Source organism: Empedobacter sp. R132-2, assembly GCF_030324375.1.
GTDB classification, from domain to species: domain Bacteria; phylum Bacteroidota; class Bacteroidia; order Flavobacteriales; family Weeksellaceae; genus Empedobacter; species Empedobacter falsenii_B.
This window is the reverse complement of sequence record NZ_JACAGG010000006.1, coordinates 37,267-61,988: the sequence shown is the minus strand read 5'-3', so window position 1 is coordinate 61,988 and position 24,722 is coordinate 37,267. Positions and strand designations below refer to the sequence as shown.

The 24,722-nt window shown below is 31.2% G+C and carries 25 protein-coding genes and 7 tRNA genes; 24 read left to right on the top strand and 8 right to left on the bottom strand.

Annotated elements, in window-relative coordinates; translation table 11 throughout:
* Positions 1-34: 34 nt before the first annotated feature.
* Positions 35-1,411 (bottom strand): tryptophanase TnaA, encoded by a 1,377-nt coding sequence (gene tnaA, locus HXZ69_RS05230; protein ID WP_286495270.1) that lies wholly within the window; start codon positions 1,409-1,411, stop codon positions 35-37.
* A gap of 119 nt (positions 1,412-1,530) precedes the next feature.
* Positions 1,531-1,944 (bottom strand): acyl-CoA thioesterase, encoded by a 414-nt coding sequence (locus HXZ69_RS05225; protein ID WP_282630886.1) that lies wholly within the window; start codon positions 1,942-1,944, stop codon positions 1,531-1,533.
* Between the two features lie 343 nt (positions 1,945-2,287).
* Here HXZ69_RS05225 and HXZ69_RS05220 point away from each other — a divergent pair, with 343 nt between their 5' ends.
* From HXZ69_RS05220 to HXZ69_RS05210, 3 genes are all read left to right on the top strand, one after another.
* Positions 2,288-3,439: an LOG family protein gene (locus HXZ69_RS05220; RefSeq protein ID WP_286495269.1), complete on the top strand. Its 1,152-nt coding sequence runs from the start codon at positions 2,288-2,290 to the stop codon at positions 3,437-3,439.
* A gap of 169 nt (positions 3,440-3,608) precedes the next feature.
* Positions 3,609-3,681: transfer RNA gene (locus tag HXZ69_RS05215), tRNA-Met, on the top strand.
* Between the two features lie 6 nt (positions 3,682-3,687).
* A tRNA-Met gene (locus HXZ69_RS05210) sits at positions 3,688-3,760 on the top strand.
* A gap of 254 nt (positions 3,761-4,014) precedes the next feature.
* Here HXZ69_RS05210 and HXZ69_RS05205 read toward each other — a convergent pair.
* Together HXZ69_RS05205 and HXZ69_RS05200 are read right to left on the bottom strand one after the other, a co-directional pair.
* Entirely contained in the window at positions 4,015-4,416 is a 402-nt protein-coding gene (locus HXZ69_RS05205; protein ID WP_286495268.1) for a hypothetical protein, read from the bottom strand.
* 9 nt (positions 4,417-4,425) lie between these two features.
* Positions 4,426-5,160: a hypothetical protein gene (locus HXZ69_RS05200; protein ID WP_286495267.1), complete on the bottom strand. Its 735-nt coding sequence runs from the start codon at positions 5,158-5,160 to the stop codon at positions 4,426-4,428.
* Positions 5,161-5,648: 488 nt separating this feature from the next.
* On the opposite strand from HXZ69_RS05200, the gene HXZ69_RS05195 reads away from it, so the two are divergent.
* Both HXZ69_RS05195 and trxA read left to right on the top strand, forming a co-directional pair.
* Positions 5,649-6,284, top strand: coding sequence for a suppressor of fused domain protein (locus HXZ69_RS05195; protein WP_286495266.1), 636 nt, complete (start codon positions 5,649-5,651; stop codon positions 6,282-6,284).
* A gap of 234 nt (positions 6,285-6,518) precedes the next feature.
* Entirely contained in the window at positions 6,519-6,875 is a 357-nt protein-coding gene (gene trxA / locus HXZ69_RS05190) for a thioredoxin (RefSeq protein ID WP_084106970.1), read from the top strand.
* 73 nt (positions 6,876-6,948) lie between these two features.
* Here the strand turns inward: trxA and HXZ69_RS05185 are convergent, their stop codons facing one another.
* Positions 6,949-7,725 carry an enoyl-CoA hydratase/isomerase family protein gene (locus HXZ69_RS05185; protein WP_219033920.1) on the bottom strand — a complete coding sequence of 259 codons (777 nt, stop codon included), beginning with the start codon at positions 7,723-7,725 and terminating at the stop codon, positions 6,949-6,951.
* Between the two features lie 253 nt (positions 7,726-7,978).
* Between HXZ69_RS05185 and HXZ69_RS05180 the strand changes: the two genes are divergently transcribed.
* The 12 genes from HXZ69_RS05180 (at position 7,979) to HXZ69_RS05125 (ending at position 15,095) form a co-directional block, all read left to right on the top strand.
* Complete coding sequence (locus HXZ69_RS05180) at positions 7,979-9,373, top strand: anthranilate synthase component I family protein (protein WP_219033919.1); 1,395 nt, start codon at positions 7,979-7,981, stop codon at positions 9,371-9,373.
* 3 nt (positions 9,374-9,376) lie between these two features.
* Entirely contained in the window at positions 9,377-9,940 is a 564-nt protein-coding gene (locus HXZ69_RS05175) for an anthranilate synthase component II (RefSeq protein ID WP_125349948.1), read from the top strand.
* A gap of 4 nt (positions 9,941-9,944) precedes the next feature.
* The gene (gene trpD / locus HXZ69_RS05170) at positions 9,945-10,931 is read left to right on the top strand and encodes an anthranilate phosphoribosyltransferase (RefSeq protein WP_286495264.1); all 987 of its coding nucleotides are present in this window, start codon (positions 9,945-9,947) and stop codon (positions 10,929-10,931) included.
* Entirely contained in the window at positions 10,928-11,713 is a 786-nt protein-coding gene (gene trpC / locus HXZ69_RS05165) for an indole-3-glycerol phosphate synthase TrpC (protein WP_125349946.1), read from the top strand. Before trpD ends, trpC begins: the two co-directional genes overlap by 4 nt.
* Positions 11,710-12,381: a phosphoribosylanthranilate isomerase gene (locus tag HXZ69_RS05160; RefSeq protein ID WP_125349945.1), complete on the top strand. Its 672-nt coding sequence runs from the start codon at positions 11,710-11,712 to the stop codon at positions 12,379-12,381. Before trpC ends, HXZ69_RS05160 begins: the two co-directional genes overlap by 4 nt.
* A 12-nt stretch (positions 12,382-12,393) precedes the next feature.
* Positions 12,394-13,578, top strand: a complete 1,185-nt coding sequence (gene trpB, locus HXZ69_RS05155) for a tryptophan synthase subunit beta (RefSeq protein WP_125349944.1) — start codon at positions 12,394-12,396, stop codon at positions 13,576-13,578.
* A 60-nt stretch (positions 13,579-13,638) separates the two neighbouring features.
* Positions 13,639-13,713: transfer RNA gene (locus tag HXZ69_RS05150), tRNA-Pro, on the top strand.
* Positions 13,714-13,760: 47 nt separating this feature from the next.
* A tRNA-Pro gene (locus tag HXZ69_RS05145) sits at positions 13,761-13,835 on the top strand.
* A gap of 24 nt (positions 13,836-13,859) precedes the next feature.
* Positions 13,860-13,933: transfer RNA gene (locus HXZ69_RS05140), tRNA-Arg, on the top strand.
* Positions 13,934-13,952: 19 nt separating this feature from the next.
* Positions 13,953-14,036 (top strand) — tRNA-Ser (locus tag HXZ69_RS05135).
* A 22-nt stretch (positions 14,037-14,058) separates the two neighbouring features.
* A tRNA-Pro gene (locus HXZ69_RS05130) sits at positions 14,059-14,133 on the top strand.
* 47 nt (positions 14,134-14,180) lie between these two features.
* The gene (locus HXZ69_RS05125; protein ID WP_125349989.1) at positions 14,181-15,095 is read left to right on the top strand and encodes a hypothetical protein; all 915 of its coding nucleotides are present in this window, start codon (positions 14,181-14,183) and stop codon (positions 15,093-15,095) included.
* Between the two features lie 36 nt (positions 15,096-15,131).
* Here the strand turns inward: HXZ69_RS05125 and HXZ69_RS05120 are convergent, their stop codons facing one another.
* From HXZ69_RS05120 to HXZ69_RS05110, 3 genes are all read right to left on the bottom strand, one after another.
* Positions 15,132-16,034, bottom strand: a complete 903-nt coding sequence (locus tag HXZ69_RS05120) for a ketopantoate reductase family protein (RefSeq protein WP_125349990.1) — start codon at positions 16,032-16,034, stop codon at positions 15,132-15,134.
* An 89-nt stretch (positions 16,035-16,123) separates the two neighbouring features.
* Positions 16,124-16,612 carry a hypothetical protein gene (locus HXZ69_RS05115; protein ID WP_221855472.1) on the bottom strand — a complete coding sequence of 163 codons (489 nt, stop codon included), beginning with the start codon at positions 16,610-16,612 and terminating at the stop codon, positions 16,124-16,126.
* A complete protein-coding gene (locus tag HXZ69_RS05110; protein ID WP_219033914.1) occupies positions 16,609-17,277 on the bottom strand; it encodes a hypothetical protein in 669 nt (222 codons plus the stop codon). The genes HXZ69_RS05115 and HXZ69_RS05110 overlap by 4 nt, the downstream gene beginning before the upstream one ends.
* Positions 17,278-17,458: 181 nt before the next feature.
* Between HXZ69_RS05110 and HXZ69_RS05105 the strand changes: the two genes are divergently transcribed.
* From HXZ69_RS05105 to HXZ69_RS05075, 7 genes are all read left to right on the top strand, one after another.
* On the top strand, positions 17,459-18,895 hold the full coding sequence (locus HXZ69_RS05105) for an amino acid permease (protein ID WP_371875724.1): 1,437 nt from the start codon (positions 17,459-17,461) through the stop codon (positions 18,893-18,895).
* A 67-nt stretch (positions 18,896-18,962) separates the two neighbouring features.
* Positions 18,963-19,739 carry a hypothetical protein gene (locus HXZ69_RS05100; protein WP_286495261.1) on the top strand — a complete coding sequence of 259 codons (777 nt, stop codon included), beginning with the start codon at positions 18,963-18,965 and terminating at the stop codon, positions 19,737-19,739.
* A 13-nt stretch (positions 19,740-19,752) separates the two neighbouring features.
* Positions 19,753-20,457: an SDR family oxidoreductase gene (locus HXZ69_RS05095; protein ID WP_038330800.1), complete on the top strand. Its 705-nt coding sequence runs from the start codon at positions 19,753-19,755 to the stop codon at positions 20,455-20,457.
* A 124-nt stretch (positions 20,458-20,581) separates the two neighbouring features.
* Positions 20,582-21,631 (top strand): glycosyltransferase family 9 protein, encoded by a 1,050-nt coding sequence (locus HXZ69_RS05090; RefSeq protein ID WP_286495260.1) that lies wholly within the window; start codon positions 20,582-20,584, stop codon positions 21,629-21,631.
* Between the two features lie 124 nt (positions 21,632-21,755).
* Complete coding sequence (locus tag HXZ69_RS05085) at positions 21,756-22,469, top strand: glycosyltransferase family 2 protein (protein WP_286495259.1); 714 nt, start codon at positions 21,756-21,758, stop codon at positions 22,467-22,469.
* The gene (locus HXZ69_RS05080; protein WP_180905754.1) at positions 22,469-23,104 is read left to right on the top strand and encodes a lipid-A-disaccharide synthase N-terminal domain-containing protein; all 636 of its coding nucleotides are present in this window, start codon (positions 22,469-22,471) and stop codon (positions 23,102-23,104) included. The genes HXZ69_RS05085 and HXZ69_RS05080 overlap by 1 nt, the downstream gene beginning before the upstream one ends.
* Positions 23,088-24,719 (top strand): ArnT family glycosyltransferase, encoded by a 1,632-nt coding sequence (locus HXZ69_RS05075; RefSeq protein ID WP_286495258.1) that lies wholly within the window; start codon positions 23,088-23,090, stop codon positions 24,717-24,719. Before HXZ69_RS05080 ends, HXZ69_RS05075 begins: the two co-directional genes overlap by 17 nt.
* The last annotated feature ends 3 nt before the right edge of the window (positions 24,720-24,722 follow it).

Below are 24,722 nucleotides of genomic sequence, written 5' to 3'. Positions count from 1 at the left end.
AAAAATCCTTCAGATTATCTGAAGGATTTTTTATTTATTTCTTTTTCAATTTTACAGTGAAATGTCTTAAAATTTCAGATTCCCACGAAATTTCATAACCTGAATTAATCTCGTTTCGTCGATCAAAAATATTTTTCAAAGCAACGGCGATATAATCCATATGACTTTGGAAATAAGTTCTTCTAGGAATTGCTAAACGCAATAATTCTAATTTTGGATAACGATTTTCTCGTGTTTCAGGGTCACGATCAGCCAAAATAGTTCCGATTTCTACACCACGAATTCCAGCTTCTTTGTACAATTCGATTCCCAATGTTTGCGCAGGAAATTCTTCACGTGTTACATTTGGTAAAAACTTTACAGCATCAACAAAGATGGCGTGTCCACCAATTGGTTGCTGAATTGGAATTCCAAACTCAATTAATTTATTCCCTAAATATTCAATTTGTTTGATGCGCGATTGTAAATAAGAATATTCTGTCGATTCTTGTAAACCTTGTGCTAAAGCTGCTAAATCACGTCCAGCTAAACCGCCATAACTTAAATATCCTTCGTAAATAATTCCGAAATTTCCACAAATTTTATATAGCTCTTCATTATTCAGTGCAATAAATCCACCAATATTTACCAAACCATCTTTTTTCGCAGACATTGTCATTCCATCACCGTAAGAAAACATTTCTAAAACAATTTCTTTAATCGTTTTTGTCTTGAATTCTTCTTCTCTTTTTTTGATGAAATAAGCGTTTTCTGCAAAACGAGCGCCATCAAAAAAGATTGGAATTCCATATTGATTAGACAATTCACGAACTTGACGAATATTTTCGATTGATACAGGTTGGCCACCAGAAGAATTACATGTAACAGTGATTAATGTAAATGGAATTTGTTCTTTTCCGTATTCTTTGTAGACATTTTCTAACTTTTGTAAATCGATATTTCCTTTGAAAGGATGAATCAATTCGCTGTCAAAAGCCTCATCAATAGTACAATCAATTGCGTGTGCTTTTCTAAATTCGATGTGACCTTTTGTCGTATCAAAATGCGAATTTCCAGGAACAACATGACCTTCTTTTACAAGAGCTGAAAACAATACATTTTCCGCTGCACGACCTTGATGCGTAGGCAAAAGAAACTCAAATCCCGTGATGGTATTAATGGTTTCTTTCAGTTTTAAGAAAGATTGAGAACCAGCATAACTTTCGTCTCCAGTCATCATTGCAGACCACTGTTTGTCGGACATTGCTCCAGTTCCAGAATCAGTTAATAAATCAATAAATACTTTGTGGCTTTCTAGGTTAAATAGGTTGTAATCTTTTTCTTCGATCCACTTTTCACGTTCTTCTCGAGTAGATTGATAAATTTCTTCGACCATTTTTATGCGAAATGGTTCGGCAAAAGGTAATTCCATTTTTTGTGTTTAATGTAAAACTAAGAAACCTTTAGAATATTATCAATTATTAATTGGAATTCATAAAAAAATCCTCTATCAAAAAGATAAAGGATTAATAAAATTTCTATAGCTCGTTATTAATCAATAACAGGAACAGGTCTTTTATTCTCGTTGATTGCAACTAATGTAAAAGTTCCCGATATAGCTTTATCTCGCCCGTCTCTATACATACTTTCAATATAAACATCAATTTGTACATCCAAACTTGTGCGTCCTACGCGTACAACTTTTCCTACAAATTCAACAATTGTTCCAGCAGGGATAGAATGTTTAAAGTCTATTTTATCGCTACTTACCGTAACAATAGGTTTGCGACAAAAACGAGTTGCTGTCATAAAAGCAATTTCATCCATTAAATACATTACTGATCCTCCAAACATTGTGTTGTGGTGATTTGTATCTCCAGGAAAAACAGCTTTGAAAATGCGAGTTTCAGAATTGATGATACGTTGTTCAATCAACTCTTCTCTTGGTGTTTTTTCCACTTCCATTATCATATATTTACACGTTACTTTTCTTCATTAATTTTTGAGTTGATAATGTTTTTTTGTGGTGGTTTGATGATTTCATAGAACATAATTTTACTTTTTTCGCGAAAGTTTTTGGTTAATTATTAACTCAATTTAGTGGCATTCTGACTTGTCAAAAATATTGATTTACAGTTGCGCGACAGTTCGTGATTTGCATACGATTCCCCATTAAGTTGAGCACGAATTTGATGCAAATATAAATTAGAAAAATGAAAATTAGCAGATTTATTGTCCCGAATTCGTAGGTATGGAATAATTCGTGTAAATTCATTTTTTCGAATTTTTAATGAAGTAAGAAAAAAGAATGAAAATAAAACCAATCAAAGATTTAGTTCATAATCTATCAGAATGGAATGAATTAGTTTCTCAAACCAAAGATTTAACCGATAAAGTAGTTCAAGATGTTAATTTTTTGCGTCAAGAAATCAATTGGGAAGAGTATAATTTATGTAATACATCGTTTTTGGGTTGTAAGTTTAAACAATATGAAGCAATCTATTTAATCGAAAAAGGAGCATTCGTTTATCCAAAATTTGAATCAGTTCCCTATAATCCATATCGTGGAAAATTGTATACTTGGCAAGAGTTGATGGAAGGTTATAATCCGGACAATGATGAAAGTATAGATCTTAAAATCTATAAACATTTCAAAAAACATAAATATAATCCGTCTGTTTCAGAAGCTTTGGCGCAACGTTTACACGATTTGTCAATTGATGATGGTTTGCGTCGAATTTTAGAATATGATGAAAACGGAATGACGAAGAAAAAAGTGATTGGTTTTATGGGTGGACATTCTACTGCGCGCAATTCTGAGTTTTATAATGAAACGGCGAAAGCAGCGAAATTGGCAACTGAAAAAGGTTATTTTGTTGTTTCTGGTGGAGGACCTGGAATTATGGAAGCAGCAAACTTAGGTGCTTATATGGCAAACTATGCAGATGAAGATTTGATGAATGCGATTAATATTTTAGCAGATTTAGATTTTATTGATGATCAAAGAACCGAATACTTGGCAAAAAATTATATGACTAATGCACAGAAGGTTTTAGAGATTTACCCAAATGGTGCAGAAAGTTTGGCTATTCCTACTTGGTTTTATGGTCACGAGCCAAGTAATTTATTTGCCACGAATATTGCGAAATATTTTTCTAATAGTATTCGTGAAGATATGTTGTTAACAATTAGCTTATTTGGTTTAGTTTATGCGCCTGGAAGTGCAGGAACGACACAAGAAATTTTTCAGGAAGCAGCTCAAAATCATTATGGAACTTCCGGATATTACAGTCCAATGATTTTTTTGAGTAAGAAAAGATATGTAGAAGATACAGCGATTTATTCGGTTTTGCATCAATTAGCAACAGGAAGACCATATAAAGAGTTATTATTTTTAACAGATAGTGCTGATTTAGCAATTGATTTTATCGAAAATCATCCACCAATCAAAGCGATTTAAAATTATTTTAGAAGATTATTAAAAATAAATTTAATTATTTAAAACTACATAAACCTCTTTAATAAAATGGTTTATGTGGTTTTTATTTGTTTTATGTCCGAATAAAATAAAATAATTTCGAAAAATGTTTGGTATTTTAAATAATGAACGTATATTTGCAGTCCAATAACGCGAGATGGAGCAGTAGGTAGCTCGTCGGGCTCATAACCCGAAGGTCACAGGTTCGAGTCCTGTTCTCGCTACTAAATCGCGAGGTGGAGCAGTAGGTAGCTCGTCGGGCTCATAACCCGAAGGTCATCGGTTCGAGTCCGGTCCTCGCTACTACAAAGAGAGTTTCTAACAAGAAGCTCTCTTTTTTTATGTCTTTAACTGAGAATTAAGATTGGATAAACTATTTTTGTATGATGAATGTAGAAGAATATAAAAAACAATATAACGCTAAACAGCGAAAACTGAATAGCGTTTTTATCATTTGTAAATAACAGTTAAAAGCATATGATTTTTAACTCATTTTTACACCTATTTTTATATCGTTTTTTACGATGGATTTTTATATTAAAAATTACACTATCATTTTAATTGATTTTATAACCTTTTTTCTCAAGTAAATCTATTAATTTGGTATAATCATCTCCTTTCTTGATATTTATCGATACATATTTAATTATATAATAAATAACAATAGGATTAAAAACAATTGGCAAATACATTGTAATTGAAGTATGATTAGCATTATAATCATCATTTAAATGAATACCTTCTTTTACAATATTGAGAAAAGTTGAAATACCAAGATAAATAACAATAGTAATAAATAAAACTATCCACATGCTTACATATGGTTTAAGCTTTATTTCTTTATCGTTCTTTCTGATTTTAAATTTTTTACCATTAAATTCATATTTGTACCACTTTCTATTTTCTAATGATTCAATTTCAATAGATACAACCTCATCTAACTTCTCTAAATTATTCATACTTAATATTTATATATAAAATATTTCACGTTTAATTTCCTGTTCTAAATTTTCGTTAATTGATTGTCTTTTTAATATCCAATCATTATTCTCGTTATATTCGTATATAGATTTTGATTCATTTTCAATATCTAAATTGTTTAAAAAATTATAAAAATCATCATCATTTACAAACTGACCTTCTTTTAAAAAATATACATCAATTTTTTTTCTATGTTCATCAAATATTTTGTAATTCTGAATAAATTTCTTTTTATACAACTCTTTATTTTTAAAATAAAACTTTTCAACATCATCAGAGTCACTTTTCTTTACACTCAAACAATTAAAAAACCATCTATAAGAATATTTACAGACTTCTGTTTTACCATTTTTTAATAATCTTTTCTCATAAATAAGATTACCATTACTATTATATTCAAAAATAACTTTTTCAAAAGGCTTTTCATTAATACATTCATAAAAATCAACTTGCCTTAGATTACATGAACCATCAAAATAAAAATCTCTAAAATATTTTCTATTTATAGGAGGTATCCATCCATCAGATTCAGAAATTTCATTACTTCTAATTTTTATTTTTTCTACTTGACCAATGTTATCTTCAATTATATCAATAAAATCATATTTATAATCAGGTTTATATTTAAAATTTAAAACTTCTGGATATTTTAATAGTTTACTATATAAATAGTAAATTAAAAATATAAGTACTAAAAAAACTAAAAGTAATTCAATATTCATATAGTGTAATTTTAGTATTTTTAAAAAGTTCGTTTTATAATATAGAAGATCCGGTACACATCATTTAGATTAATCGTAAAATCTTCACATTTAGGATTTCTCGAATGCAAAGTCAATTTTCCATTATAAGGATTATAACCTACAATATCTTTATGATAGATATTATTTTTTGTCATCAAGAATCCTCATTTATATTATCACCTTCTATAATGAGTTTTTTTCTTTTCTTGAATATTACGAAATAGTACAAAAGTAACCAAAACGTAACTCAGTAAAAATAGGAAAAATTACCTATTCAATAATAGTTTATGATCAAAAAATATTTTTCTAAAATCGTAAAAGATCAAAGAAAAGTATAAAGAAGTTATAAGTACTTGGTAAAACATTTTGTGCTCTTCAAAACGACTACAAAGAGAGTTTCTAACAAGAAGCTCTCTTTTTTTATGTCTTTAACTGAGAATTAAGATTGGATAAACTATTTTTGCATCATGAATGTAGAAGAATACAAAAAACAATATAAATCAGATCAAGCGGTTGGTGCAATTGCGATTGAAAATCGCTTAAAAGAAGTTTATGGGACTTTAGAGCCTCGTTTTTATTCGCCGCAGGTAATGTCTTTTCAAGGAGGTGATGATCCAATTGATGGAGTTGCGGTTTTTGATGTCAATGGGTATTATCATTTGGTGAGTTACGGAATGTCACATTTATACTATTCGGAAGAGAGTGTAGGAGCGGATTTTAGTAAGTGGGGATTTGAGTTTTCTTTCCGTGTGAAACCTGTTAAAGATGATAATGGTGAAGATCCTTTTTGGGTGGTTCAATTAATGAATAATTTGGGACGATTCGTGAACGAAACAAAAGTTTGGTTTGATGAATACCAATTTTTACCATTAGGAGGACCAATTCGTACAGATTCGGAAACGGATATTGTTGGTTTGGCTTTTATCAAGGATGATGATTTAGATGAAATTGATACGCCACATGGAAAAGTTACATTTATACAAATGATTGGTTTGAATTCGGAACAATTGAAAAGATTGGAAGATAATTCAACCAAAGAAGAAATAATGTCAGTGATAGCTGAAATAAAGTCAGTTAATCCAAAATTTGTGTGTGAATTATAGTAGAATTTCTAAAATAAAACATATTTACGTTAACCTATTTCTTAAATTATGTTAAATGTAAAAAACAGATTGTCAGTGTTTTAAGCTTGGTATTTGTTTTGATTATACCTAAATGTTAGTAGCACTAACAGTAGAATAAATTTTTCATAGGTTAGGTTAATAATTAGTAAAGCTAATTATGAAGCACTTCTTCGGAAGTGCTTTTTTTAGTATATTTAAGAAGAAAAAATAAAGATGTTTAAAAATTTATTCAACCGAAATAAAAATCAATCAAATAACAAAGAAGAATCAAAAACGATGACTTTCGAAGAAATTATTAATTCAGATAAACCAGTTTTGTTAGATTTTTTTGCAACTTGGTGTGGTCCTTGTCAAATGATGGGTCCAGTTTTGCAACAAGTGAAAGAAGAATTGGGAGATGATGTCAAAATCCTAAAAGTGGATGTTGATAAATATCAAGATTTAGCTGCACGATATCAAGTGCAAGGGGTTCCGACTTTTGCCATTTTCAAAAATGGTGAATTATTATGGAAACAAAGTGGAGCACGACCAAAAGAACAATTGGTTACAGAAATCAAAAAATATATTTAAAAATAGGTTTGCTTTGCAACCAAAGTCGATTAAAAAATCCGCTCAATGAGCGGATTTTTTTGCTTATGTAAATTTACTTAAAATTAGGTTTTCTTTTCTCAACAAAAGCAGTTGTTCCTTCTTTGAAATCTTCTTCGTCAAATAAATTTCCGAAACTTTCAATTTCAACTTCAAAACCATTGTCTTTATCTGACGCATTAATCGCTCGAATCGCGTGACGAATCGCTACAGAAGAATTTTTTGAAATTTTAGTCGCAATTTCTTTTGCTCGATCAATTAATTCAGCTTGCTCAACAACTTCATTCACTAAACCAATTTCATACGCGCGTTCAGCTGTAAACATATCTGCTGTCATAATTGCCTGCATTGCACGACCTTTTCCAATTAATTTTGGCAAACGTTGCGTTCCTCCATAACCTGGAATCAAACCTAATGTAACCTCTGGTAATCCTAATTTTGCATTGGTTGATGCTATACGAAAATGAGACGCCATCGCTAATTCTAAACCACCTCCTAAAGCAAAACCATTCACTGCGGCGATTACAGGTTTTTTAGAATTTTCAATTTTATCAAAAACATTTTCTTGTCCTTTTGCAGCTAATTTTTCACCTTGACGACCATCAAAACTTGCAAATTCTTTGATATCAGCACCAGCAACGAAAGATTTTTCACCAGAACCTGTTAAAATAATTACTCGAATAGCGGGATCAGAATCTGCGTCTGTAAAAAAGTTTGAAATATCATCTAATAAATCTTTGTTCAATGCATTTAATGCTTGCGGACGATTTAAGGTAACTAATGCAATTTTATTTTCTACTTCAACAATCAGATTGTTATAATTATATTCCATTTTGTTTGTGTTTTTATTATTCACTCAAAAATATCAATTGTTCACTCAACTAAAAAATTTATCAAAAAATAATTTGTACAATTCAAAATCCTTCCTAAATTTGTCCCAATGAAAACATTATTTACAAATAACTGGTGGTGGAATATCGAACAACAAAACGTTGGTTCGTAAGACCTCTATGCAGTTATATGTAGAAAAGGCTTGTCGTAACCGACAAGCCTTTTTTTGTGCTCTAAACCTAAATATTTAACAAATGAATTTAACTTTTAACATACAGAAAGAAACTGTTTTAGCCGATTTAACAACTCCTGTTCAGCTTTATTTGAAATTGCGAGATATTTATCCGAATGCCTTATTATTAGAGAGTTCTGACTATCATTCTAAGACAGATGCTAACTCTTTTATTTGTCTAAATCCGATCGCAACTTTTAAGGTTACAAACGGAATTGTGAATGAAACGTATGCGAATGGAGAAACAAAAGAATATGCGTTGAATGGTCAAGAATTGACAGAGAAATTCAAAAAATTTACAAGTCAGTTTATGATTCAAAATGGAGAAGATTTACCTGTAAATGGTTTATTTGGATACATTGCGTGGGATGCGATTCCACATTTTGAAACAGTAAAATTTTCAGCAAAAGGAAACGAAGCAACGATTCCAGAATTTTCGTATTCGTTCTATCAAAATATTGTGGTGTTCAATCATTTTCACAATGAAATTCAATTCATCGAATTTCAAAATGATGAAATAGATTCTAAATTTTCTGAAATTAAAAGTGTTGTTCATAACAAATCAATTGTTGAATATCCATTTAATGTAGAAAGTGAAATTCAATCGAATTTAACAGATGATGAATTCAAAGAAATGGTGACAAAATGTAAACAATCTTGTTTCCGTGGAGATGTTTTCCAAATTGTTCCTTCTCGTCAATTCAAACAAAAATTTTCGGGTGACGAATTTAATGTTTACCGCATTTTACGCTCTGTAAATCCTTCGCCCTATTTGTTTTATTTCGATTACGGAAATTATAAAATCTTCGGATCTTCACCAGAAGCGCAAATTATCATTAATAATAATCATGCAGAAATTCATCCTATTGCAGGAACAGTTCGCAGAACTGGAAGTCCAACTTTGGACAAAGAATTGACCGAAAAATTAATTGCTGACCCAAAAGAAAATGAAGAGCATGTGATGTTGGTCGATTTGGCTCGCAATGATTTAAGTCGAAATTCTGCTGATGTAAAAGTCGCACAATACAAAGAAATTCAGTATTTCTCGCATGTGATTCACATGGTTTCAAAAGTAACTGCTCAATTGGATCCAAGCGTAAATACGATGAAAGTTTTTGCAGACTCTTTTCCGGCTGGAACACTTTCTGGCGCACCAAAATTCAAAGCAATGGAATTATTAGACGGTTACGAAAATCAAAATCGTGGCGTTTATGGTGGCGGAATTGGATATTTAGGATTCAACGGTGACATCAACATGGCGATTGCGATTCGTACGTTCGTCAGCAAACAAAATACCTTATATTTTCAGGCTGGTGCTGGAGTTGTTTCCAAATCGGTCGAAGAAAATGAATTACAAGAAGTCAATCATAAATTAGGAGCGCTTCGTCGCTCAATAGAAATCGCTCAAAACCTATAAACTATGAAAATTTTAGTTATCGATAATTACGATTCGTTCACCTATAATTTAGTGCATTCATTAAAGAAATTCGCCGATGATATTACCGTTGTTCGCAATGATGGAATTACTTTGGAAGATGTGAATAATTATGATAAAATATTACTTTCTCCAGGTCCAGGAGTTCCTGATGAAGCCAATTTATTGAAACCAATCATCGAGAAATATGCTTCAACAAAATCTATTTTTGGCGTTTGTTTAGGACAACAAGCAATTGGAGAAGTTTTTGGAGGGAAATTATTAAATACACAAGAAGTTTTTCACGGAGTTGAATCTAAAATTGAAGTAATAAAAGACGAAGTGTTATTCCAAAATTTACCAAAAAAATTAGAAGTTGGACGTTACCATTCTTGGGTAGTTTCAAATGAAGATTTTCCTGAAGAATTAGAAATTACAGCAGTTGGTCCAAAAGGAGAAGTGATGGCTTTACGTCACAAAACGTATGATGTTCGCGGTGTTCAGTTTCATCCAGAATCTATTTTAACACCACTTGGAGATGAGATGATTAAGAATTGGTTAGAAGCTTAAAACGATGAAAAAATTATTAAATTTATTATTCGAAAATTATACTTTGAGCGAAAATGAAGCCTATCAAATTATGGTGGAAATTTCGGAAGAAAAATATTCGGCTGTCGAATTAGCTTCATTTATGACCATTTTTAATATGCGTAACATTACGTTGGAAGAATTAAAAGGATATCGTCGAGCGTTGTTAGATTTATGCATCAAAGTTAATTTACCAAAGCAAGCGATTGATGTTGTAGGAACGGGCGGTGACGGAAAAGACACTTTTAATATTTCGACATTGAGTTGTTTTGTCTTGGCTGGAGCTGGAGAGAAAATTATTAAACAAGGAAATTACGGAACGTCGTCTGTAAGCGGTTCTTCGAATATGTTGGATAATTTTGGTTACGAATTTTCTGTTAATCAAGATAAATTAAAACGTGAGTTCGATGAAGTTGGAATTACATTTTTACATGCGCCACTCTTTCATCCGGCTTTAGCGAAAGTTGCTCCGATTAGAAAAGGTTTGGCGATAAAAACATTTTTCAATTTAATGGGGCCTTTGGTGAATCCTGTTCAACCAGAATTTCAAAATTTAGGAACATATGATGTCAAAACTGCTCGATTATATCATTATGTGATGCAAAATTCGGGCGTGAAATATTCGATTTCGACTGCGTTGGCTGGTTATGATGAAGTTTCGTTGACATCGCCTACAAAAGTGTTCAATAATTCGGGGGAATTTGTTTTAGAAAGTAAAGATTTTGGTTTAAATATTCTTCAACCTGATGAGATAAAAGGAGGAAAATCAATCGAAGAAAATTCAAAAATATTTTTGAGCGTTTTAGAAGGAAATTCAACTAAAGCACAAAAAGAAGTTGTTTTAGCAAATGCTGCTTTAGCGCTTAAAACAATTTATCCAACCAAAGATTTAATCGAATGTGTAGCAATTGCGAACGAAAGTTTAGACAGTAAAAAAGCATTGAATGTATTCCAAAAATTAATGAAACCATGAAAACGATATTAGACGAAATTGTCGCGCAAAAACGTATTGAAATTTTAGAAAAACAGAAAACTCAATCAATAGAAAGTTTTAGAAATTCAGAAAATTTTTTGCTTCCTGTTAAATCTACAAAAGCTTCAATTTTAGATAAATTAAAATCTGGAATTATTGCAGAATTTAAGCGAAAATCACCATCGAAAGGTTTTATTAACAAAGACGCAAATGTAAAAGAAGTTGTTTCCGGTTACGAAAAGTTTGGTGCTTCTGTCGTTTCTGTTTTAACAGATGAGCAATTTTTTGGCGGAAGTTTTGATGATTTAAAACAAGCAAAAGAAGTGTTGAATATTCCTGTTTTGCGTAAAGATTTTATTGTTGATGAATTTCAAGTGTACGAAACAAAAGCGATTGGTGCAGATTTGATGTTATTAATTGCAGAATGTTTAACAAAAGACGAAGTCTATAATTTAGCTAAAACTGCTAAGGGAATTGGATTAGAAGTTTTATTGGAATTACATTCAGAAGATCAATTAGAAAAGGTAAATGAATTCATTGATTTGATTGGAATTAACAATCGTAATTTGAAAAATTTCGAAGTTGATATTGAAAAATCAAAACAAATCTTGAAACAATTACCAACCGATTTAATTAAAGTTGCGGAAAGTGGAATTTCTGATCCTAAAACAGTAAAAGAATTAAGACAAGCTGGATTTCAGGCATTTTTAATTGGTGAAAATTTTATGAAAGCAGATAATCCATCTCAAGCATTTGAGCAATTTGTAAAAGAATCAAAATGAAACGTTTTCAAGTAAAGGTTTGCGGAAATAATAACATCGAAAATTTTAAAGAAATTGCAGCAATCGAACCCGATTATGTAGGCTTTATTTTCTATCCAAAATCAAAAAGATTTGTAGAAGACGAATCTATTTTTGAAGTTTTTCCGAATGCAGAAAAAGTTGGCGTTTTCGTGAATGAATCAGTCGAGAAAATTCTCGAAAAAGTTGAAGAATATAAATTAGATGTTGTCCAATTACATGGTGATGAAACAGCTGACTTTTGTGAAGAATTAATCAATCAAAAACATCAACGATTATTAACTGATGAAAACTTTTTAGACTTTAAAATTTGGAAAGCCGTTGGCATAAAATCGATTGAAGATTTTCAACAATTAACCACTTATCAACAAGTTATTGATAGTTTTGTTTTCGATACAAAATCAAATAATTACGGAGGAACTGGAAAGAAATTTGATTGGCAATTGTTAACAAATTATCAGTTATCAATACCCTTTTTATTAAGTGGCGGAATAACACTTGAAGATGCATTTATCTTGAAAAATTTTCAGCATCCGAAATGTATTGGATTTGATATCAATAGTGGTTTTGAGTCAGCACCAGGAATAAAAAAAACTGACGAAGTAAAACAGTTTATCGATACAATTGATGGACGAATTGAACAAAATTAAAAAAGAAACAAAATGAAATACGAAGTTGACGAAAGAGGTTTTTATGGTGAATTTGGAGGAGCATTTATCCCAGAGTTATTACATCATAATTGTGAAGAATTATCTGAAGCTTTAGCACAATATATCGATACAGACGAATTCAAAAATGAATTTAATTTGTTATTAAAAGATTACGTTGGTCGACCAAGTCCATTGTATTTTGCACCAAATCTTTCAAAAAGATATAACACCAATATTTTATTAAAGCGTGAAGATTTGAATCATACAGGTGCACATAAAATCAATAATGCGATTGGTCAAGCTCTTTTAGCAAAACGAATGGGTAAAACCAAAATTATTGCCGAAACTGGTGCTGGACAACATGGTGTTGCAACTGCTACTGTTTGTGCGTTGATGGGATTAGAATGTATCGTTTTTATGGGAGAAATTGACATTGCTCGTCAAGCACCAAATGTTGCACGAATGAAAATGTTAGGTGCAGAAGTTATTCCAGCAACCTCAGGAAGTAAAACCTTGAAAGATGCAACAAATGAAGCGATTCGCTATTGGATCAATAATCCTGAAACTTTTTACATCATTGGTTCTGTAGTTGGTCCTCATCCTTATCCAGCAATGGTAACGAAATTCCAAGCGATTATTTCAGAAGAAATTAAAGCACAAATGAAAGAGAAATATGGGAAAGAAAATCCTGATTACGTGATTGCTTGTGTTGGTGGCGGAAGTAATGCTGCGGGAGCTTTTTATCATTTTTTAAATGATGATTCTGTCAAATTAATCGCGGTTGAAGCGGCAGGTTTGGGCGTAGAATCTGGAGAAACTGCTGCTACAACTATCAAAGGAACAGAAGGAATTATTCACGGAAGTCGAACATTATTGATGCAAGATAAAGATGGACAAATTGTTGAACCTTATTCAATTTCGGCTGGATTAGATTATCCTGGCGTTGGTCCTTTACATGCGCATTTGTTCAAAACTGGACGTGCTGAATTCTTAAATGCAACAGATGATGAAGCCTTGGAAGCTGCTTTTATGTTGACAAAAGAGGAAGGAATCATTCCTGCATTAGAATCTTCTCACGCTTTAGCTGCTTTAGAAAAAATTAATTTTAAACCGCAAGACATTGTGATTCTGAATCTTTCAGGAAGAGGAGATAAAGATTTAGAAACATATATGAAAGTTTCCGAAAAATATTCTTAAAAATATTTGGTTAATTTTCAAAAATCACCTTACATTTGCACCCACGATAATGAAATCTATCGGGGTGTAGCGTAGCCCGGTCATCGCGCCTGCTTTGGGAGCAGGAGGTCGCAGGTTCGAATCCTGCCACCCCGACAAAATTTTCATCCGAAAAAAGATTTATCGTAAAAGAATGACCGAATCGGGGTGTAGCGTAGCCCGGTCATCGCGCCTGCTTTGGGAGCAGGAGGTCGCAGGTTCGAATCCTGCCACCCCGACAAAATTCAATGAATTTTTGGATCGGTCCAGTAGCTCAGCTGGATAGAGCAACTGCCTTCTAAGCAGTAGGTCTCAGGTTCGAATCCTGACTGGATCACACGTTTTATTAAAAACCAGGAGAGGTGCCAGAGCGGTAATGGAGCAGATTGCTAATCTGTCATCGGGAAACCGATGCCAGGGTTCGAGTCCCTGTCTCTCCGCATTTTTTTTGAATGACCGAATCGGGGTGTAGCGTAGCCCGGTCATCGCGCCTGCTTTGGGAGCAGGAGGTCGCAGGTTCGAATCCTGCCACCCCGACAAAAACCTTTGTATATTTGCAAAGGTTTTTTTTATACATTTATTTCATGAAATCTATCTTAGGTAATAAAGAATCTTTTGTCTCATACTCTGTCGCTTTTCTATTTATTTTAATCATGATTGGAACAGCAATGATTTATGATGATAAAGAAATTATTTTACCAGAAGTTGCTGCATTATCTGTCGGAATTTTAACGTTTCGAGAAAATAAATGGCTACAACGACCATTTCATATTTTTTTACTTCCATCCATAACTGCTATTTTAGGATTTGGGATTAATTTTTTACCGATTATATTATCATTCAAATTAGCATTGGTATTGGTTGCAATGTTAATTGTCCTGAAAATTTTTAAAAGTCAACTTGCGCCAGCATTAGCTACGGGATTATTACCAATTGTTACAAATACAGAATCTTTTGTATTTCTATATGCGATATTTCTATTTGTCTTTTTACTTTTTCTATCAATAAAAATATTCAAACTAAAACCAACTGAAAATGCGGTTCCAATGATTTATACAAGCCATAACAGATGGTTAATCGGATTATGTGTAGTTTGGTTTACAGCTTGTTATTTTAGCGGTTTTGCACATTTCTCTGCTATTCCACCTATTATCGTAATTTCTTTTGAATCTTTAAATAATCCAACATTAAAATTAACCGTACGTCTAAAACGTATTCTTGTAATGTTCATGGCTACAATGGCTGGTTGTTTAACAATGCATTATCTTGATAATTGGTTAATCATTGGCTTGATCGATTTGATTATCGTAATGTTTATTTTGAAATTAACAGATTTACGCTTACCTCCTGCTTTTGCAATGGTTATTTTACCAATGATTTTACCTTCTGACTCGATAAAATATTTACCTGTTGCAACATTAATCATGAGTATATTTTTTATGCTATCGATTTATATTATTCAGAAAGTTGCTTATCCAAAAGCGATTGATTTCAAATAAAAAAGTCATCCAAAATTGAATGACTTTATGACTATTTTAATATGTTTCTTCGATTGATTTTACCATATTATAAATGAACTCGTTGTAAGGTGTCGGAATATTATATTGTTTTCCTAAACTGATAATTTCGCCTGCAAATTCATCCACTTCCGAATATCGTTTTGCTTCGCGATCTTGTAACATCGAAGTTTTACCAAATTCATCCACAATTTTCATCGTAGATTTCATTCGATCCACTTCTTCTTGACCAATTGCAACTCCATGTGCATTCCCAACTGCAAGAACTTCATTAGAAATCATATCCATTAAAACCTCGAGATGTTGATTGGTACGAAATTGTCCATATGGAAACTCCAACAAAAACGTCAATTGATTTCCGACAACATTTACCAAATATTTCGCCCACTGCGCTTTCTGAATATCATCCGATAATTGATTTGGAATTTCAGCAACATTCATCAATTCATGTAAATCGACTAATTTATCATGATTAATTGAATCCATTTTCCCAAAAATAATTTTTCCTATACTCGAAAACGTCACGCGATTATCAACTTTTACAGCATCCATATATGCAACTGCATTCACCACACGATCCCATCCAAAATGATCTGCCAAAACACGTTCAGAAGAAATTCCGTTCATCAAACTTACAATCATTGTGTTTTCACCAACAAAAGGCTTCATATCTTCTATCGCTTGCTGTAAATGTGAACTTTTAACGACTAAAAATATATAATCTGGATAATTATTCTCCTCGATTTTTGTGACATAATTAAAATCATACGCTTTATCATTCACAAAAATTTGCGATTTTTCGTATCGATTTTTTCGCTCCTCATCTACAATTACACTTACAATTTCTGGATTATATTCATAAAAACTCGCTGCATATTTTGCTCCTAAAGCTCCCAATCCAAGAAAATAAATTGATTTCATTTTTTTGTTATTTAGAAGATAAATTTAAAATAAAATCTACAACATTTACGAATTAAAGTCTTTGAAAAAATTTAATATTTCGGTTATAATTAGTTTTGATAAACTTTTGACAATTCTTTTGGATTGAGATACAAATAATAAATCAAATTACGCAAATCATCAAGGTTTGAGCTAGAATCTACAGCTATTTCATTCTCTTTTTGAAAATTCTTTTTCAATACATCATACAATTGATTTATTTTCTTCCAATTATCTTTTGCAGCAATTTTTTCAACAGATTTATTATTCGCAGATTTCGCTAATTGTGAGGGCATTTTCTGAATCGCTTCAAATAAAACATATAGATTGTTGACATGATTGATATAATTGTATGTTTCATTTACGGCAAAATAATTCAGAAGAGTTTTCTCTTCATCCGAAATTTTCAAGCTTGAAATTAACATCATTTCCTCACCTAACCATTCATAAGCCGACAATCCAATTTGAGAAGCATTTGACGTCACAACCATTCTTGGAATTGGTTCTGCATTTGCAATTTTATTTAAAGTAAATCCTGTTTTTTGATTCAGAATATTCAATCGATTATTTGCAGGAGCAAGACATTCAAAGCATAATCGCAATTGTATCCTAACGCAATAATCTCTTCAAATTCAGAAAAAATATCGGCAGAAGTATCGTTGTTAAAACTCTCAAAATTTTGCAAACAATTATCTTGATATTTTTCTATAAAATCATTCATAGAAGAATAATCTTTTTTATCATCATCCCAAATAAGATTAAAATTATAAGCAAAAATATTCACAAATTGCATCGTTTTACTTTGAGGATTTTCATCAACAAATTTTTGATATACTTCTACTTTAGGAGATTCTATATCGTAATCATCCATCAACGCAATTAAAAATCGTTCATTGATTGGAGTTTTAGTTCCAAATTTCTTTCCAACTGACTTTTTAAATTTCTCTTTATAATCAACAAAATATGATTTTTGATTATCATTCACCACAAAATAAACTTCGAGTTCAGAAAGAAGCCCAACTTTTTTGCCTAATTCTATATTATTATCCAACATATATTTTTCGAAAGTAGAATAATCAATTCCTTTTTCTTTCGTTTTTTCTAAGATCGTTTCATCAGGATAAACTCTCGAACCAAAAGGTAAAGAATATAAAAAAGGTCCATCTGCAAAAAGTTGAACTGAGGTGAATAGAGTCAATAGAAAAGTAAAAAGTAGTTTTTTCATAAGGTTGATTTTTATATAATTAGAAATTTTATTGAATATTTTTTCAATTTTTAGATGATTTAACATGAATAAAATTTATTATTAAAGCATTTTCTTTATATTAATTCAAACAAGACAATTCTTCAAATTGTTCTTTTAGAAAATAGTTTTTACATATATTTAACAAATTAATACATCACACGTGAGTCAAATAAATAATACTGAAGAAAAAGAATTACAAAGAGGCCTTACTAACCGACATATTCAATTGATTGCTTTAGGTGGCGCGATTGGAACTGGTTTGTTTTTAGGAATTGGACCTGCTGCTGTTTTAGCTGGACCATCTGTTATTTTGGGATATGCAATTGCAGGAATTATAGCCTTTTTTATTATGCGCCAATTAGGAGAAATGGTTGTTAACGAGCCTGTTTCAGGAAGCTTTAGTCATTTTGCATATAAATATTGGGGATCTTTTGCTGGATTTGCTTCTGGTTGGAATTATTGGATTCTTTACGTTTTAGTAAGTATGTCCGAATTGACTGCAATCGGAATTTATGTACAATTTTGGTGGCCAGAAATTCCATTATGGGCGTCGAGTTTGTTCTTTTTTATTGTGATTAACGCATTGAATTTAGGCTCAGTAAAAATGTTTGGTGAAGCTGAATTTTGGTTTTCTATCATCAAAGTAATTGCCATTATTGCTATGATAATCTTCGGAGCTTACTTATTAATAAGCGGAACTGGAGGTGAACAAGCAACAATACAAAATCTTTGGAACAACGGAGGTTTTTTTCCAAAAGGTTGGTTATCTGGTAATAGCGAAGGCGGTTTTAGTGGATTATTCGCCGCAATGGCTCTTATTATGTTTTCTTTTGGAGGTTTAGAATTGATTGGCATCACAGCTGCTGAAGCTAAAAATCCAGAAAAAACAATTCCAAAAGCAACCAATCAAGTAATTTATAGAATTTTAATCTTCTATGTTGGAGCATTAATTATCTTATTTTCGTTAGCTCCTTGGGAAACGATTACGGATAAAAGTAGTCCTTTTGTAATGGTTTTTGAGAATTTGAATCATTTGAAACTAAATATTTTTGGTAACACAATTGATTTTTCAAGATTAATTGCCAATGCACTAAACATTATTGTTTTGACGGCTGCTTTATCAGTTTACAATAGCTCTGTTTACAGTAATAGTAGAATGTTATATGGTTTGGCAGAACAAGGAAATGCGCCTAAATTCTTAAAAAAATTAAACAAAAATCACGTCCCTGTTATGGCGATTTTAGTTTCATCTTTTTTCGCAGCAATTTGTATTTTAATTAATAAAATAATTCCAGAAGATGCATTTCATGTATTGATGTCTTTAGTGGTTTCTTCGTTGGTAATTAACTGGATTATGATTTCGATAACACATCTTAAATACCGAAAACAAAAGAATTTGGAGAATACAAAAACATTATTTCCATCTTTCTTGTATCCTATCAGTAATTATATTTGTCTAATTTTCTTATTTGGAATTTTAGTGATTATGTGGTTTACAGGACTTAAAATTTCAGTAGAATTAATTCCAGTTTGGTTGATCTTCCTTTACATCGCTTATCGAATTGTAAAAGAAAATAAAAAGACTAAGAATTCTTGATAAATTTTAATTTAAAATAGTTCATATAAAAGCTTCAAGATTACTTGAAGCTTTTTAATTTTACATCATGAAAAAAATAGTTGTTGGATTCATTTTGATGATGAGTTCTATTGTGTTTTCACAAGAAATTTATCAAGTTATAGCGCAAGAAGGATTGACAGTTAGAACAAGTCCGAATGGAAAACGAATTGGTAAAATTCCGTATGGATATCCTGTTAAAATTTCAGAAAAAGGTGAAGCGTTTGCAATTAAAGATAATGGGAAAGCAAAAAATGGAAACTGGGTGAAATTAGATGTTAGCTCGTCTAAATTAATTTTGGATGAAGGAGTTAATGATTCTTCTGCTCAAGGCGATTTGTATGCGTTTAGTGGTTATTTAATCACACAACAAAATTTTGTCAATCAATTCGAAACAGAAATTTCTACGCACCCAGCTTTTAGCGAATTTTATTTAGCAACAGCTTACAAATGCTTCGCAATTAAAGGCGACTTTTTTGGTGACGGTGTGGTGGATTATTTATATAGAATGATTGATACAAAAGGAAATATCCGTTTATTTATTGTGAATAATATGAAAAAAGGAAGTCAAATTTATGGTTTGGGAGGAGCAAAAGATCCGTTCAAAATTACAAATTATGATTTCGGAACGTTGATGATGATTCCAAAAGGAACGCCACTTTATTCGAATTATAAAGATGGAGTGAAACGAAATTTAAATGGAGTTTCTAAAAATGAAATCGTAACTTTAGATTATGATGCGATTTATGTGCATCAAGATAACGCAAAAGAAGGCGGATTTATTTACCGAAAAGATGGTAAATGGAATTGGCTGAACCAAAAATAAAACTAAAATAATTATGCAAAATATAGAAGGTAAAGTAGCTTATATAACGGGGGGAACAAAAGGAATTGGATTAGGAATTGCAAAATCATTGGTAGAAAATGGTTTGAAAGTGGCAATTTCTGGACGAAACATTGATGATGTTGAAAAAGCTCGTCATTATTTAGGAAATCAAAATGTATTGGCTATTCAGTCGGATGTGAGACATTTCGAAGATGAACAAAATGCAATTGAGCAAATTATTTCTGCGTTTGGACGTTTGGATATTGTGATTGCAAATGCTGGTTTAGGAAAATTTGCGCCAGTTGATGAACTTTCTTTAGAAGATTGGAATGCGATGATTGATACTAACCTGACAGGAGTTTTTCATACGATAAAAGCTTCAGTTGAAGCATTAAAAGTTTCGAAAGGATATTATATTTCGATTGCTTCTTTGGCTGGAACAAATTTCTTTGCGAATGGAGCTGGTTACAATGCTTCGAAATTTGGAGTTGTTGGTTTTACACAGGCTGCGATGCTTGATTTGAGAAATTATGATATCAAATGTACGACAATTATGCCTGGTTCTGTGACTTCAAATTTTAATGATCATGTGCCAAATTCTGAGGATGGATGGAAAATTCAACCCGAAGATTTAGGACAAATGGTAGTTGATTTATTGAAAATGAATCCAAATGTTTTGCCAAGTAAAATAGAAGTTCGTCCTACGAAAACAAAATAATTTAAAGATCTCGATAAGAGATCTTTTTTTATGAAGAAAATATTTCGTAATTACCAATAGTTTACATAGTTTCGTGGAAAAATAAGAAATACAATAAAGGTATTTTTTTTATGAACCCTTTTTAATGAGTTTTAAAAAATCAGTCAATCATTTTCGTCGTACAATTATGCGTCGATTAACAGGAGGAATAGGTGATGGTAATTTGCCAAAAGTAGACAAAGAAAAACCTCTTGAACTTAATAGAGTACTGATAAACAGACCCAATCAACGTCTGGGAAATATTCTATTGATTACACCTTTGATTCAGGAAATTATCCGATATAATCCTGATGTTAAAATTGACTTATTTGTAAAAGGAAAGGTCGCTCCGATTATTTTTGAGAATTATCCTAAAGTTGATCAAATTATTGAATTACCTAAAAAACCTTTCAAAGAATTGATTCAATACGCTAAAGTTTGGCTAAAAATCAAAAAAAAGAATTACGATTTAGTGATTAATGTTGATAAAAATTCATCTTCAGGACGACTTTCAACTTCTTTTGCGAATTCTAAGTATAAAATTTTTGGGAATGAATTTGAAATGAATTCGAATCAAGAAATTCATATTCATCAAGCACAATATCCAGTTTATGTGTTTAGAAAATTCTTAGAATTATTTAAAAATAAAGAAGGAAATTTAGATATTCCAACTTTAAATATTCAGTTAACAGAGCAAGAGTCTATGAAAGGAATAGAAATGTTAAATGAATTGATTCAAGATCCTTCTAAGAAAACACTTGCATTTTTTACGTATGCAACTGGTGCAAAATGTTATGATGAAGAATGGTGGACAGAATTTTACAATTTATTTTATCCAAAATATTCGAAAGAATATAATTTAATTGAAATTTTACCTGTCGAAAATATTTCGATGTTAAATCATAGATTGCCTACTTATTACAGTAAAGATGTGAGAGAAATTGCAGCCGTGATGAAAAGTTGTGAATTTGTGATTGCAGCAGATTCTGGTATGATGCATTTGAGTTGTGCAGCGCCTACAAAAACAATTGGTTTGTTTAAAGATCAAAGCTTCTTAGAGCGTTATAAACCTTATGGAGTAGGAAATGCTGTAGTCTTGATTAATAATGAAGATAAGAGTATTCTTGTTCAAGAAATGGATAAATTATTGGTTTAAAAAAGCTGTTTTTTATCATTAAATAAAGTTTGTATCAATTTGATATGAAATAAATTAGCTTCAACAAAAATATTTTAATTTCGTTTGATTATTTCATAGCTTTGTCCTCTGAAATAATTTAAAAATGTCAACAGAGTTTACAATTATCATCCCAATTTATAATGAGGAAGATAACTTGATAAGATTGGAAGAAACAATGAATCAATATCTGTCAAAGTCAATAAAACAGACTGAAATTTTATTGATTAATGATGGTTCTAAAGACAAAAGTTTGGCTCTTATTAAAGAGATTTGTAATAGAAATCAAGCTTTTCATTATATTTCTTTTGACAAAAACTATGGTTTATCTGCTGCTATAAAAGCTGGTTTTGATACAGTGGAATCAAAATGGGTTGGTTATATCGATGCGGATTTACAGACTGATCCAGAAGATTTCAATAGATTATTAGCGTTAGCAGATCAATATGATTTGGTGACTGGAGTTCGTGCAGATCGCAAAGATTCTTTCGTGAAAAACATGTCATCTAAAATTGCCAATTCTATTCGTAGAGCATTTACTAATGACGGAATGGATGATACGGGTTGTCCATTAAAAGTTATAGATGCTGAAAAAGCAAAAAAAATTCCGATGTTCAAAGGATTGCACCGTTTTTTACCAGCTATGATTTTATTACAAAATGGAACGGTTACTCAAGTTCCTGTCAAACATTTTCCTCGTATCGCAGGCGAATCAAAATTCAATTTATGGAACCGTTTATTAGGGCCGTTAATGGATTGTTTTGCATTTGTTTGGATGAAGAAAAAATACATTAATTATAAAATTCAAGAAAGAGCATAATGCCAAATTGGGTTATCATCAGTATTGGTTTTCTTGCACAAGCACTTTTTTCGAGTCGTCTTATTTTACAATGGATTGTTTCTGAAAAGAATAAGAAAGTTCTTACACCAAAATTATTTTGGGAAGTTAGCTTGTTTGCCTCTGTTTTGCTATTTTTATATGGTTATTTGCGTCATGATTTTTCGATTATGTTGGGACAAACACTGACGTATTATATCTATATCAGAAATATTCAACTACAAAATCATTGGAAAGAATTTCCGAAAATAGTACGTATTTTCTTGTATATTTTTCCTGCATTAATCGTTTTATATGGTTTCAATAACGGAATTTTTGATGTAGATTTATTATTCAAAAACGAAAAAATTCCGATGTGGCTTTTATCTTTAGGAGTCGTATCTCAGGTACTTTTTACATTTCGTTTCGTTTATCAATGGATTTATTCCGAACGAAAACACGAATCGCAATTACCAATGGGATTTTGGGCAATTAGTTTAACAGGATCATTGTTGATTTTAACTTACGCGATTATTCGAAAAGATCCCGTTTTATTTGTTGGTCATTTTATGGGATTTATCGTTTATGCTCGAAATATATTAATCAAACGAAAAGAAAAAAATGGTTCAGTGGATTAAGCAAAATTCCGTTTTATTTTTAATCATCGTAACAATTTTGATGTTGTTTGTCAATCTTGATGTTTTACAAACGAACATTATGGAAGCTCGAAACATTATTTCGGCGCGAGAAATGGTACACGATGGAAACTGGATTTTTACCACGCTTAACGGTTTGCCTCGTTATGAAAAACCACCTTTGCCAACTTGGATTACGGCTGCTTTTGGAAGTGTTTTTGGTTTCGAAAACTTTTTTTGGTTACGTATTCCTGTTGTTCTAATTACCATTTTATTGGTAGTTTGGTTCTATAAAACATTAACGCATTTCGATTTAACAAAATACCAAGTTGTTAATTCTTCATTGGTTTTAATTACTTCATTTTACGTGTTTTTCTCAGGAAGAGACAACAATTGGGACATGTACACGCATAGTTTTGTGATGGGAGTGATATTGTTTTTGGTGAAAGAATTTCAATCATCAAAATTTAATTTATTCAACTTTATTGCTGCATTTTTCTTATTAGGATGTTCGATAATGAGCAAAGGTCCAGTTTCGTTGTACGCGTTATTTTTACCGTTTTTAATTGCTTATTTTATTGTTTATAAATACAAATTAGGAAGAAATTTAGGCATCACAATTTTAACGATAATATTAGGTTGTGTCGTAGGATTTGCATGGATGATGTATGTCAAATACTTTGATGCAGAACATTTTTTAGCCGCTTCTCAAAAGGAGGTAAACAATTGGCACAGCTACAATACTCGTCCATTTTATTACTATTGGAGTTTCTTTACACAATCGGGTTTATGGACAATTCCAGCTTTGGTAAGTTTAATTTATCCTTATCTCAAAAATAAAGTTGCCAACAAAAAAGCTTATCAATTTGCTTGGTTATGGACAATTTTATCGGTGGTTTTATTATCTGTAATTCCAGAAAAAAAATCAAGATATTTATTGCCAGTTTTAATTCCATTAGCGATGAATATTGGCTTTTATATCGAATATTTACGATTAGAATTCAAAAATTTATCAAATAAAACGGAACGATATTTTACCAATTTTACGTTTGGTTTATACGGAATAATAGGAATTGCGATTTCAGTTGGTGTTTTTATTTATACAAAAGATCATTTGTCAGAATTTTTAATTTGGTCGATTCCTTTTGCTGTTGTTGGATTAATTTTAGGAATCTCAATTTTTAAAGGATTAAAGATAAAATCATTTGAACAGATATTTTACTCGACTATTTTATTGATGTGCTCGGTTGTTGCATTTGGATTTCCACTTTCTAAATTAACTTTTTCTGAAGAGTTGTATTCTTCTGCTAAAAATCTAAAGAAATTAGAACAACAAAATCAAATCAAAACATACGAATGGCAAAGTTTTGTTCCAGAAATAGTGTTGGATTATGGGACTTCAATTCCTGCAATTAACGATGGAAAGAAAACTATTTTCCCGAAAGAAGAGAAGTTTGGAATGTTAGCTAGTCCGTCAGATTCTACTTTTTTTGCTAATCATTTTAATAATTATTCAATCAAAAAAATTGGTGTGGTCGATTTGAATCATTCTTCAAAAGATCAAAAAAATTATAACGATCGTATTCAAAGAAACTATTATTTGATTCAAAAAAAGTGATTA